The following is a 12,234-nucleotide window of genomic DNA, read 5'->3' on the forward strand; positions in this document are numbered from 1 at the left end:
CTTTTCCGCCCCACCCAAGGACCCCGCCATGCCCTGCTATGAAATCGACGGCCTCAAACCGGTCATTCACCCCACCGCCTTCGTGCACCCCGACGCCGTGCTGATCGGCGACGTCATCGTCGGCCCGCACTGCTATGTCGCCCCGCTGGCCAGCCTGCGCGGCGACTTCGGCCGCATCGTCCTCGAAGCCGGCTCCAATGTGCAAGACACCTGCGTGATGCACGGCTTCCCCGGCACCGACACGGTAGTCGAAGAAGACGGCCATGTCGGCCACGGCGCCGTGCTGCACGGCTGCCGGATCGGCAAGAACGCGCTGATCGGCATGAACGCCGTGGTAATGGACAACGCGGTGGTCGGCGAGGCGAGCATCGTCGCCGCCTGCGCCTTCGTCAAAGCCGGCATGCAGATCCCGGCCCGGCAACTGGTCGCCGGCATGCCCGCCAAGGTAGTGCGCGAACTCTCCGACCAGGAAATCGCCTGGAAGAGCGACGGCACCCGCACCTATCAGGAACTGACCGAGCGCTGCCACGCCACGCTCAAGCCCTGCGCGCCGCTGACCGAGATGGAACCCGGCCGCGAACGGCTGCGCTTCGACGACAGCGTGGTGCCGCTAGTGGACCTCAAGAAAAACGCCTGACCGCCGTCGTAGGGCGGAAGAGCGCAGCGTCATCCGCCATCGGTGCCGCTTTGGGGCCTTGTTCGGCGGAAGGCGCTTCGCTTTTCCGCCCTACCTGATGTCTCGATGCCGTCGGATCGGGTCAGACCCCGCCCAAGGCCGCCACCCCGGCACGCGCCACCTGCGCGTCTTCACCGGCCGTCACGCCCGACACGCCAACCGCGCCGATGACCGCGCCATCGACCACGATGGGCTCACCGCCTTCGAGCGGTACCACCGGCATGGCCAGCGCGGCGAAGCGGCCTTTGTTGACCATGTCTTCAAACACCTTGCTGGGCTTGCCGGTGAGCACGCAGGTGCGCGCTTTTTCGGGCGCCACGGCCGCACTCATCAGCGGCGCACCGTCCATGCGCTGCAACCACAGCGCGTGACCGCCCGCATCGCAGATGGCGATGCTGACCGCCCAGCCATTGGCCAGGGCCTCCGTCTCGGCCGCGGCGGCGATCTGCTTCACATCGTGAAGGGTGAGCATGTTGGTGGTTTTCATGATTGTGCCTTCCTTGCGCTCACGCTGATTCAATCAGGATGGCGCGAAAATCATTCACATTGGTGCGCGTGGGGCCGGTGATCAGGGCGTCGCCCAGCGCGTCGAAAAACCCGTGACCGTCGTTGTTATCCAGGCTGTCGTGCGGCGGTCGGCCGGCAGCCCAGGCCCGCGCCAGGGTATCCGGGCCGATGAAGGCGCCAGCGATTTCTTCCAACCCATCGACACCGTCGGTGTCGCCGGCCACGGCATGTACCCCCGGCGCGCCATTGAGCGCCACCGCCAGCGACAGCAGAAACTCCACATTGCGCCCGCCCCGGCCGCCACCGCGCACGGTGACCGTGGTTTCGCCGCCCGACAGCAACACGCAAGGCGGCGCGATGGGCTGGCCGTGATTGCGCACCTGCCAGGCGATGCCGGCGTGCACCTTGCCCACGTCGCGCGCCTCGCCCTCGATGCTGTCGCCGAGAATCATCGGCGTCACGCCCGCCGCGCGCGCCACTTCGGCGGCGGCTTCGAGCGCCATCTGCGGCGTGGCGATCAGGTGCGTGCTGACGCCGGCCAGGCGCGTATCGCCAGGCTTCACGGTTTCACCACGGCCGCTGTCGAGCAGGGCCCGCGCGCCGTCGGGCAGCGCGATGTCGTAACGCCGGATGATCGCCAGCGCGTCGGCGCAGGTGCTCGAATCGGCCACCGTCGGACCGGAGGCGATGTCCATCGGGTTATCGCCCGGCACATCTGAAATCAGCAGATTCACCACCCGCGCCGGATGGCAGGCCGCCGCCAGCCGACCGCCCTTGATGGCCGACAGATGGCGCCGCACACAATTCATTTCCGCAATCGTCGCGCCGGATTTCAGCAACGCGCGGCTGATCGCCTGCTTGTCCTCCAGCGTCACGCCCTCGCCCGGCAGCGGCAGCAGCGCCGAGCCGCCGCCCGAGATCAGGCAGATCACCAGATCGTCCGCCATCAGGTCGCGCACAAACGCAAGCAGCCGACCGGCCGCGGCCTGACCCGCTGCGTCGGGTACCGGGTGCGCCGCCTCGACAATCTCGATGCGCTCGCAGGGCACGGCATAGCCGTAGCGCGTCACCACCAGCCCGCTCAAGTCGCCCGGCCAGTGCTGCTCCAGCGCCTGCGCCATGGCCGCCGAGGCCTTGCCGGCACCGATCACCAGCGTGCGGCCCTTGGGCGGCGGTGGCAAAAAGCGCGGCACACAATGCTCGGGCTGGGCCGCGTTCACGGCCGCGGCAAACATGTCGGCCAGCAGGGTGCGGGGGTCGGCCATCGTCACGCCTCGCCCAGATCGGTAAAGCGAATCGCCTGCGCGCCCTGCCACAGAATCAACCGCCCCATGTCCATCAACTGCTCCGCGCCTTCGACCACAGTGAGAAAGTGGTTGCCGGCCAGTTGCCCCATCTTGCTGGCGAAGCAACTACTGCCGTAGGCAAACAGGATTTCGGTTTCGGAGAAGCCGCCCGGATACAACAGCACATCACCGCGCGAGGGGTGGCTGGTGTGGTTCTCGAAGCCCAACCCGGTGTCGAACTCGCCCAGCGGCACCCACACCGCCTCGCCGCTCCAGCGCGAATGGATAGCCTGGTTGTTGAAAGGCAGCAGGTCGAGAAAGGCCGCACAGGTCTTGGGTGCGGCGGCCTCTTCGAGCCGCGCGACAAAACGATGGGGGCCGACATCAATGCCGAGATGGCGCATGGACTTCTCCTGAGGGCTGGCGCACCGGCATCGGCCGACGCTTCCTTGATGCTTCCACAGTAGACGATCCCGACCGACGGCGGAATTCCCACCGCGATCAGTTCTGTCGATACCGGGGATATGGACTGCGACGCGGGCGGGACGCCGTGTGTGGTATGTCGCAGGGCGGATAAGCCGCAGGCGCATCCGCCATCGGTCGTGGCAAGAGAAACGACGGATGCGCTTCGCTTATCCACCCTACGCCGAACGCGGCGGCATACTCGCCACTCAGGCTCGGGATCACGCCTCGCGCGAAATCAGCGCCGCGCCTGGCCACGCGCCGCTCGTGCACAGTGTCTGCGTCATCGCCACCACCAGTTGCGACACCGCCGTGGCGGCCGCCGACAGCGGGATGTGTTTGGACGCGCACAGCACCAGCCGGCGTGTCAGCGCGGGCGCCACCGGCACGGCGCACAGCGCGCCGCTGGCCAGATCGTGTTGCAGCGGCATCACCGGCAGCAGCGTGTGCCCCATGCCGGCCAGGAGCGTGGTGCGCAAGATACTGATCGAGCTGATATCGGCCACCACATTTGGCGCCGGTAGCCCGTGTTCGCGCGCCGCCGTCTCGATAATCGGACGCACGCCATGCGGATGCGCGGGGAGAATCAAGGGCAAGGCCAGCGCCTGCTTCAGACTCACCGCCGCCTGCGGGCGATCCGCCGCCGTGGCCGACGAAATCAGCGACAGGTGCTCATCGAGCAGGGCGGTCTGCTCAAACTCGTCGAGCGAACCATCGTCAAACAACACCGCCAGATTGATCTGACCGCTGCGCAGCTGCGGCACCAGATTGCCGGTCAGCTCCTCGGTCAATTCCAACTCCACCTTGGGTAACTGCTCGCGCACCGCCTGCAGCAGGGGCAGCGCCAGCGCGTTCGAAGCGCTGTGCGGCACGCCAAACACCACCTTGCCGCTCGGCTCGCCGGCCACATTCATCACGCTCGCACGGGCGTCCTCCACCTGCCGCAAGATGGCCGTTGCGTGCGCCAGAAAAATGCGCCCGGCCTCGGTCAATTCGACGCCGCGCCGCGATCGATGAAACAGCCGTGCCCCCAGCTCCGTCTCAAGCTGCGCGAGCTGATGGCTCAGTGCCGATTGCGCCACAAACACCTGCTCGGCCGCTTTCGAAAAGCTACCGTGCTTGGCAATGGCGGAGAAGTAGCGCAGCTGTCGTAGCTCCATGCGGCGGATGATACGCCAAGCATCTCAATTCACGATAGAAACATCTTGAATCAGTGTTTTTCAGATAGTCGGATTTCAGGTCAAATGCATCCAACAGATCAACGCGAACCCCGGCAGCCACCCGCCGCCGGCCCCAGGCCCACCCCGCCACCGTTCGCCGAGATGACGTTTCAACCCGAAACGTGCAGACGCCGGCCCCACCCCTGAACCGGCTCACAAACAAAACAAAGGCCCGCTGGACGCGGGCCTTTGTTTTGGGCAACACAGAACGCCGCCCCGGACGAATTGCGGCCGGACGCCACGACGTACCTTTAGCGAACCGAACGCCGATACACGCTCGAAGGCCAGGCAGGGGCCGAAAAGGACGACACCCTATTCGACATCTTCCTCTCGCGCACCCGGCAGGATGAAGCGCGCGTACGCGGCGCAAGCGCCCCGAGTTCGGCAATCCCGAGTTCGGCAATCCCGAGATCGCCACCAAGTTCATGGCGCCGGCCCGATGAAGCGCTACCTCGCCTGGCTCGACTCGCTCTCCCGCGCCTGGCAACCAACGTGAGCCCACACCAGCGCGATCGCACACGCCTCGGCGCCGCAGAACCGAAACCCCACCCCCGCGACGCGGTCTACCCGGTTCCGAGTACACGGAGCGGGACGCCCCATGCCCGACACCCACCCCACCACGCGCCGCCAGTTTCTTGCGCTGGCACTCGCCACCGCGCTCGGCACCCCGCGCCTGGCGGCGGCCGCCCCGCGCGTTCACACGCGAGCCATCCCCGCCAGCGGCGAGCGCCTGCCCGCCATCGGCATGGGCACCTGGATCACCTTTGATGTCGCTCGCGGCCAGACCGTCACCCCCAGCGACGCACTCACCACCCGCTGGCAGGTGCTGCAAGCCTTCTTCGCTGCCGGCGGCCGACTCATCGACTCCTCGCCCATGTACGGCAGCGCCGAGGCGGTGCTCGGCGAGTTGCTGCCACAAAGCCCCGGCGCCGCGGCACTGTTCTCGGCCACCAAGGTCTGGACCCCGGGGCAATGGATGGGCGAACAGCAGATGGCCCGCTCGCTCGACCTGTGGGGTCTGCCGCGTTTCGACCTCATGCAGGTGCACAACCTGCTCGACTGGGACGCCCACCTGCCCACCCTGCGGCGCATGAAAGCCGAGGGGCAGATCCGCTACCTCGGCATCACCACCTCGCATGGCCGTCGGCATGACGAGCTCGCCGCGCTGATCCGCAACGAATCGCTCGACTTCGTGCAACTGACCTACAACCTCGCCCATCGCGCCGCCGACCGCAGCCTGCTGCCGCTGGCCGCCGAGCGCGGCTGCGCTGTCATCATCAACCGCCCCTTCGACGGCGGCCATCTGTTCGACCGGGTGCGCGGAAAACCCCTGCCCGGCTACGCCGCCGAGATCGGCTGCACCCACTGGGCGCAGGTTTTCCTCAAGTACGTGATCTCGCACTCCGCCGTCACCTGCGCCATCCCCGCCACCTCGCAGCCCACCCACATGCACGAAAACATGGGCGCGCTGCACGGGCCATTGCCGGATGCGGCCCTGCGACGAAGCATGGCCGAACACTTCGATCGGCTGTGAGGCCCCTGAGCCTTACCCCCTCAGCGGTCAAACGGCCCTCAATCCGTAGCCGGACGCAGCGCATCCTGCAATGCTGATGGCCTACAATCAGGCGCAATGACAGCCCGAGCCCGCCCATGCAACACGACGACATCAAAGCCATCTTCGATCAGCAGGCCGCCGGTTACGACGCGCGCTGGGCCAAGACCGCCCCCATTCGAAACGCGCTGCATTTCCTCCTCGACGCCGTGTTTGCCGGGCTCCCGGCCCATGCGCGCATCCTGTGCGTCGGCGCCGGTACGGGCGAAGAAATCGACTACCTCGCAAAGCGCTTTTCCCAATGGACCTTTACCGCCATTGAACCCTCCGGCGCCATGCTCGATGTCAGCCGCAGCAAGGCAGACAAAGGCGGCTACCTGTCACGCTGCGAATTTCATGAAGGCTACCTCGCCTCATTGCCAGACCAGGACCGCTTTGACGCGGCCACCTGCTTTCTGGTGTCGCAGTTCATCACCGACCGCGACGCACGCGTCGACCTTTTCCGCACCATTGCCACCCGACTCCGCCCGAACGGCCTATTAGCCAGTTCCGACCTCGCCTCCGACGTCGACTCGAACGCCTACACCGCGCTGCTCAACATCTGGCTGAACATGATGCTCGCCGCCGGTATCCCCGCAGCCGGAATAGCACAGATGCGCGAAGCCTATCGTCGAGACGTCGCCGTCCTTCCGCCAGCACAGATCGAATCCATCATCGCGGCCGGCGGTTTCGATACTCCGGTGATGTTCTATCAGGCCGGATTGATCCATGCGTGGTTTTCGCAGCGCCGTTGAGCGCTTCGGGCGCAGGGCGCCATAGCCGAAGAGCATTGCGCCACAACTGGCGCACCCCCAAACCGACTCGGCTACTTTCAATAACAGGGTGTCGGGCAATGACCGAAACCCCGCGCAAGTGACGCCGCACCTACCCGGGGTGTCTTACACACCCATCGTGTTTTGCGATTTAAACATCTCAAAACAGTGTTTTTCAGATACTCCGCTTTCAGGTCAAATGCATCCAACAGATCAACGCGAACCCCGGCAGCTACCCGCCGCCGGCCCTAGGCCCACCCCGCCACCGTTCGCCGAGATGGCATTTCGACCCGAAATGTGCAGACGCCGGCCCCACCCCATGAACCGGCTCACTCAATAAGCAAAAGGCCCGCATCCAGCGGGCCTTTTGCTTTTGGCAGAACGAAACGTCTCAGCGCGAGGCGGCCACAACACAGCGTCGCGTGGGTTGAGCGACCGGCCTCCTACCGTCCTTTCGACGAAGCACCGCCCTCCGCTGCATCCTTGGGCTTGCACGCCGGCAGCGTCCCTTCGGTCACCCAGCCCGTGCCGGCGACGGCGCCACGCAACGCGGCGCGTCGGTGCGCTCAGGCGACCAAGGCGGCCTCGATATCGGCAAAGGTCTGCGCGATGGTGCCGGAGGGCATGGAAATCCCGAGCTGACGCGCAATCTGTGTCGCCGAAAACACGCCGCGGACCGATGCCTTGCCGGCCGCATCCCGTTGCACCACCAGCAGGTGGTGCCGTCCGGAGCGCTTGAGCGTGGCGGCGATGTGACCAACCTCAGATCGCATCACATCGTCCATGTCGACCGCTTCAACCCGGTCCGCGGCAACCATCAGGTCGCGCGCGGTCAGCTCGGCTTGCGGAATGCCACGTGCGGTGGCGATCTTGACCGGCGCCTCGCCCAGCACCTGATCGGCGCACAGCAAGCCGAGCATCGCGTGGGTGTCATCGACCACAAACAGCGATCGCACGCCGCGCTGGATCATGCTTTGCGTGGCCGCAGGCAGGGGAAGATCGGGGCCAATGGTCGCAGCCGCCACCAGTCGAAGATCGGTCATGACATCGACGGCGGGTGAATCGGCGGTGACTTTGCGGGCGTAGGCGGCGTCCTCAACCGCGCAACTATCGGCGACGATCGGGACGAGATTCAAGGGGGTGTAGTGTTCTCTTTGCATGGGGCGTTCTCTCTCAAGCTTGCAACGTCCGATCGCCCGGCTAAAAAGCGTCGATGCGGAGGCAAACCTTGCAGCCGCGAACGTCGCGAATGCGGCCGGGGACCCTGGCGCTGCCAGTTGCCCTTGCGCGCACTAACCAGAACGATCCCGGTGCTCGATCCATGACTTCAATCAGCAAGCCTGGCCGAACTTATTATTACTGCGTGTTTCTGCGGCTCAGTCTTTCACACTTCGCCCGCAAGGGAAAGACGAGGTTTGAACGACAGCTTCCACCAACCGATGCGCACCGCACCCACAAGTTTTACCAAAACACGGATTACTGCTCCTGCGCCCCCTGTCCGGACGACGCCTGCTCGGCACCTTCCGCCTTTTCTCGCGCACGGATGTAGTCACGCCATTCTTTTCGGGCTTCCATGGTTAGAAACAGGTAGCAGACAATGAACATCTGCTCGACTAATGGAAGGGGCTGCCCTTTGACGCCGCTCAGAAAAAGCCGGGAGATGATTTTCAGCATCAACAATAGGGGGGCCAAGGCAAACGTGATCGCGATCACCCAACTCAAATTGACGCTCGAAGCGTGGCTGGCGAACATTGCTGTTCGGCTGACACTGAGGCTCAGAACAAAAATTACGACGGCAGCGAGGATCAGTCTGGACAGGGTTCGTTCGGTCATCATGAGGAAATTCTCAAACACGCAGCAATGTCGGCCAATCATATCGCATATGCCAGGTGCAATTTAAGCTCAAAAATCGGTAACACCTACCCCTTCTGCCCCTCCCAATAGCCCGGCTGGTTATAGACCGCTTTCAGGTAGTCCACAAAGCACCGCACCTTCGCCGGCAAATAGCGCTGCTGCGGATAGACCGCCTGGATGGCGTTGCTGGGCACGGCGAAATCATCGAGCACGGTCACCAGCGCGCCGGAGGCAAGATCGGACTGAATCTCCCAGGTGGAGCGCCAGCCGATGCCGAGCCCCTGAAGCACCCAGTCGAACAGCAACTCCCCATCATTGCAGTCCAGGTCGCCGTCCACACGCACGGTGACGCGCTTGCCCTCGCGCACGAAGGCCCAGCCGCGCTGCTGCCCGCCGTGCAGATTGAAGGCGAGGCAGTTGTGGTGAGCGAGGTCTTCGGGCGTGCGCGGTACGCCGTGTTGCTCGAAGTAAGCGGGCGTCCCGCAGACGACGCGGCGGTTAGGGTAGAGCGGAATGGCGACGTAGTCGGGCGGCACGGCGTCACCGATGCGGATCGCCATGTCGTAGCCTTCGCTGACCAGGTCGACCACGCTGTCGGTGAAGTTGAACGACAGCTTGAGCGCCGGATGCTGGGCCTTGAAGGCCGGCGCGTGCGGGCCGATGTGCTGACGGCCAAACCCCGCGGGGGCGGACACCACCAGGTGGCCACGCACATCGCTGCGCCCCGCGCTGACGCTGCTCTCAGCGGCGTCGAAGTCCTTGAGCAACTGCCGGCATTGCTCCACAAACTGCTCGCCCAGATCAGTCAGGGTCAGGCCACGCGTGGAGCGGTGCATCAGGCGCACGCCGAGACGTCGCTCCAGCGCGTCGAGGCGGCGGCCCATCACCACGGGGGTGACGCCTTCGACCAGCGCGGCGGCGGCAAAGCTGCCTTTTTCGGCGGTGAGGACAAAACTGCGGATTTCGGTGTAGCGGTCCATTCAAGCATCCGTGTTTAAACGCGGCGACGTGCGCGCGTGACGGGCGGTCTCGAGGTCGAGGTTTTTCGCATGCTCAATCCCTCGTCCATCGGCACAAGCGGCCGACGCGGCGGCCCGGCTCAATACCTCAGGTATCGACAGAAACGACTCTAGCAGGAATTCCCCTGCGCGCGACCCGCCGCTATTCTTGAATCCTGTCTATAGTGTTTGCAGTGCATCATCCCGGCACACGACCCGCTTGCGAGGCTCATGACCCGACCGACTCACGGCTCACTGCTCACCGATCTGCCTGCCGCGGGTGCGGACGAAGACTTTCGCCCGCTATTCGACAACGGCGCGGTGCGCATCGAGCGCATCGTCTCGCATCACCATGCCAGCCCGCCGGGCTTCTGGTACGCGCAGGCGGACGACGAGTGGGTGTTGCTGGTGAGCGGCGCGGCGGTGCTGGCCTTTGACGACGGGCGCGAGCAAGCCATGGCGCCGGGTGATTGGGTGCTGCTCCCGGCCGGTTGCAAGCACCGGGTGGCGCGCACCGACGCGGCCACCGTCTGGCTGGCGGTGCACATGCGGCCAGCCGATACCGAATCAAGTTATATATAAGACATTAGATAAATTTATTGCAACGTTTTAGAATGGCGGTCAGTTCCCTTCGGGGAAAACGATCATTTGGAATTCTGCCGGCCCTCGCGGCCGGTGCTTCACAGAGGCCTAAACCATGAGCTCACATACCCAGATCGGCGGCATGCAAGTCGCCACCACGCTCCAGCAGCTGCTTGAGCGCGACATCCTGCCGGGCACCGGCGTCAGCGCTGATCAATTCTGGTCGGGCCTCGAATCCATCGTCAATGACCTGGCCCCGAAGAACCGCGCCCTGCTCGCCAAGCGCGACGATCTGCAAGCCAAGATCGACGCCTGGCACCAGGCCAACGGCAAGGGCGACTTTGCCGCCTACAAGGCCTTCCTGACCGAGATCGGCTACCTGGTGCCCGAAGGCCCGGACTTCAAGATAGAGACCGAAAACGTCGAGCCCGAGATTGCGCAGCAGGCCGGCCCGCAGCTGGTGGTGCCGGTGATGAATGCGCGCTTTGCGCTGAACGCGGCCAACGCACGCTGGGGCAGCCTGTATGACGCGCTGTACGGCACCGACGTGCTGCCCGAAACCGATGGCGCCGAAAAAGGCAGCAGCTACAACCCGGTGCGCGGCGCCAAAGTGGTGGCCTACGCGCGCGACTTCCTCGACGACGCCGCCACGCTGGTCGACGCCAGCCACAAAGACGCCACCGACTACGCCGTGGTCGACGGCAAACTGGTGGTCACGCTCAAGGACGGCACCACCACCAGCCTGGCCGACCCGGCACAGTTTGCCGGCTACCACGGGGGCGACACGCCCGCCGTGCTGCTCAAGCAACATGGCCTGCACTTCGAAATCCAGTTTGACCGCAACCACCCGATCGGCAAGACCGACCCGGCCGGCATCAAGGACGTACTGGTCGAAGCCGCGCTGACCACCATCATGGATTGCGAAGACTCGGTCGCCGCCGTCGATGCCGAAGACAAGGCACTGGCCTACGGCAACTGGCTAGGCCTGATGAAGGGCACGCTCTCAGAGCAGGTCGCCAAGGGCAGCAAGACGATCACCCGCAGCATGAACCCCGACCGCGTCTACACCGCACCCGACGGCAGCAAGCTCACCCTCAAGGGTCGCGCCATGCTGTTCGTGCGCAACGTGGGCCACCTGATGACCAACCCGGCGATCGTCGCCGCCGACGGCCATCAGATCCCCGAAGGCATCATGGACGCCATGTTCACCGCCTGCGCCGCGATCCACGACCTGAAAGGCAATGGCCCAGTGCGCAACTCCACCGCCAAGAGCGTGAACATCGTCAAGCCGAAGATGCACGGGCCGGAAGAAGTCGCCTTCACCGTCGAGCTCTTCGGCCGCGTCGAGCAAGCCCTCGGCCTGCCGAAAAACACGCTCAAGGTCGGCATCATGGACGAAGAGCGCCGCACCTCGGTCAACCTCAAGGAATGCATCCGCGCCGCCAAGGAACGCGTGGTGTTCATCAACACCGGCTTCCTCGACCGCACCGGCGACGAAATCCACACCAGCATGGAGGCCGGCCCGTTTGCGCCCAAGGCCAAGCTCAAGACCATGAAGTGGATCCTCTCGTACGAAGACCAGAACGTCGACGTCGGCCTCGCCTGCGGCCTGCCCGGCCGCGCGCAGATCGGCAAAGGCATGTGGCCGGTGCCCGACAACATGGCCGACATGATGACCGCCAAGATCGGCCATCCCAAGTCCGGCGCGAACACCGCCTGGGTGCCCTCGCCCACCGCCGCCACCCTGCACGCCCTGCACTACCACCAGATCAACGTCGCCAACGTGCAAGCCGAGCTGCGCAGCCGCACCCCGGCCAATGTGGACGACATCCTCGACATCCCGCTGCTCGGCGACCAGCAACTCACCGCCGACGAGATCCAGAAAGAACTCGACAACAACGCCCAGGGCATCCTCGGCTACGTCGTGCGCTGGGTCGACCAGGGCGTCGGTTGCTCCAAAGTGCCCGACATCAACAACGTCGGCCTCATGGAAGACCGCGCCACCCTGCGCATCTCCAGCCAGCACATCGCCAACTGGGTGCGCCACGAAGTGTGCTCGATCGACCAAGTGCTCGAAACGCTCAAGAAGATGGCTAAGGTGGTGGACGCCCAGAACGCCGGCGACCCGCTCTACCGCCCCATGGCCCCGGCCTACGACGGCATCGCCTTCGAAGCCGCCTGCGACCTGGTCTTCAAAGGCTGCCAGCAACCCAGCGGCTACACCGAGCCCCTGCTGCACGCGCATCGGTTGTCGGTGAAGGCGCTGTAAGCCAAGCGCTCGCCGC

The 12,234-nt window shown here is 65.1% G+C and carries 12 protein-coding genes; 5 read left to right on the plus strand and 7 right to left on the minus strand.

All coding sequences use genetic code 11. The features are described 5' to 3' along the window. Nucleotides 1-28 precede the first annotated feature (28 nt). Nucleotides 29-637, plus strand: a complete 609-nt coding sequence (gene paaY, locus FHP91_RS02625; RefSeq protein WP_144308115.1) for a phenylacetic acid degradation protein PaaY — start codon at nucleotides 29-31, stop codon at nucleotides 635-637. A 121-nt stretch (nucleotides 638-758) separates the two neighbouring features. Here the strand turns inward: paaY and FHP91_RS02630 are convergent, their stop codons facing one another. The 4 genes from FHP91_RS02630 to FHP91_RS02645 all read right to left on the minus strand — a co-directional run bounded on the left by FHP91_RS02630 (nucleotide 759) and on the right by FHP91_RS02645 (nucleotide 4,091). Continuing rightward, complete coding sequence (locus FHP91_RS02630; RefSeq protein ID WP_144308116.1) at nucleotides 759-1,163, minus strand: GlcG/HbpS family heme-binding protein; 405 nt, start codon at nucleotides 1,161-1,163, stop codon at nucleotides 759-761. Between the two features lie 19 nt (nucleotides 1,164-1,182). Further along, nucleotides 1,183-2,448 carry a glycerate kinase type-2 family protein gene (locus FHP91_RS02635; protein ID WP_144308117.1) on the minus strand — a complete coding sequence of 422 codons (1,266 nt, stop codon included), beginning with the start codon at nucleotides 2,446-2,448 and terminating at the stop codon, nucleotides 1,183-1,185. Between the two features lie 2 nt (nucleotides 2,449-2,450). Then, on the minus strand, nucleotides 2,451-2,873 hold the full coding sequence (locus FHP91_RS02640) for a DUF3830 family protein (RefSeq protein ID WP_144176264.1): 423 nt from the start codon (nucleotides 2,871-2,873) through the stop codon (nucleotides 2,451-2,453). 279 nt (nucleotides 2,874-3,152) lie between these two features. Then, nucleotides 3,153-4,091 (minus strand): LysR family transcriptional regulator, encoded by a 939-nt coding sequence (locus FHP91_RS02645; protein WP_144308118.1) that lies wholly within the window; start codon nucleotides 4,089-4,091, stop codon nucleotides 3,153-3,155. 658 nt (nucleotides 4,092-4,749) lie between these two features. On the opposite strand from FHP91_RS02645, the gene FHP91_RS02650 reads away from it, so the two are divergent. Together FHP91_RS02650 and FHP91_RS02655 are read left to right on the plus strand one after the other, a co-directional pair. Then, nucleotides 4,750-5,685: an aldo/keto reductase gene (locus FHP91_RS02650; protein WP_144308119.1), complete on the plus strand. Its 936-nt coding sequence runs from the start codon at nucleotides 4,750-4,752 to the stop codon at nucleotides 5,683-5,685. A 116-nt stretch (nucleotides 5,686-5,801) separates the two neighbouring features. Then, nucleotides 5,802-6,497: a class I SAM-dependent methyltransferase gene (locus FHP91_RS02655; protein ID WP_144308120.1), complete on the plus strand. Its 696-nt coding sequence runs from the start codon at nucleotides 5,802-5,804 to the stop codon at nucleotides 6,495-6,497. Nucleotides 6,498-7,081: 584 nt separating this feature from the next. Here the strand turns inward: FHP91_RS02655 and FHP91_RS02660 are convergent. From FHP91_RS02660 to FHP91_RS02670, 3 genes are all read right to left on the minus strand, one after another. After that, nucleotides 7,082-7,675 carry a CBS domain-containing protein gene (locus tag FHP91_RS02660; RefSeq protein WP_144308121.1) on the minus strand — a complete coding sequence of 198 codons (594 nt, stop codon included), beginning with the start codon at nucleotides 7,673-7,675 and terminating at the stop codon, nucleotides 7,082-7,084. A 316-nt stretch (nucleotides 7,676-7,991) separates the two neighbouring features. Further along, nucleotides 7,992-8,351 carry a hypothetical protein gene (locus FHP91_RS02665; protein WP_144308122.1) on the minus strand — a complete coding sequence of 120 codons (360 nt, stop codon included), beginning with the start codon at nucleotides 8,349-8,351 and terminating at the stop codon, nucleotides 7,992-7,994. Nucleotides 8,352-8,434: 83 nt separating this feature from the next. Next, on the minus strand, nucleotides 8,435-9,349 hold the full coding sequence (locus tag FHP91_RS02670) for a LysR family transcriptional regulator (RefSeq protein WP_144308123.1): 915 nt from the start codon (nucleotides 9,347-9,349) through the stop codon (nucleotides 8,435-8,437). 249 nt (nucleotides 9,350-9,598) lie between these two features. On the opposite strand from FHP91_RS02670, the gene FHP91_RS02675 reads away from it, so the two are divergent. After that, the gene (locus FHP91_RS02675) at nucleotides 9,599-9,949 is read left to right on the plus strand and encodes a cupin domain-containing protein (RefSeq protein ID WP_144308124.1); all 351 of its coding nucleotides are present in this window, start codon (nucleotides 9,599-9,601) and stop codon (nucleotides 9,947-9,949) included. Between the two features lie 115 nt (nucleotides 9,950-10,064). Next, on the plus strand, nucleotides 10,065-12,218 hold the full coding sequence (locus FHP91_RS02680; RefSeq protein WP_144308125.1) for a malate synthase G: 2,154 nt from the start codon (nucleotides 10,065-10,067) through the stop codon (nucleotides 12,216-12,218). Nucleotides 12,219-12,234: the final 16 nt, after the last annotated feature.

Origin of the sequence: Denitromonas halophila, from assembly GCF_007625155.1 — a bacterium.
GTDB classification, from domain to species: domain Bacteria; phylum Pseudomonadota; class Gammaproteobacteria; order Burkholderiales; family Rhodocyclaceae; genus Nitrogeniibacter; species Nitrogeniibacter halophilus.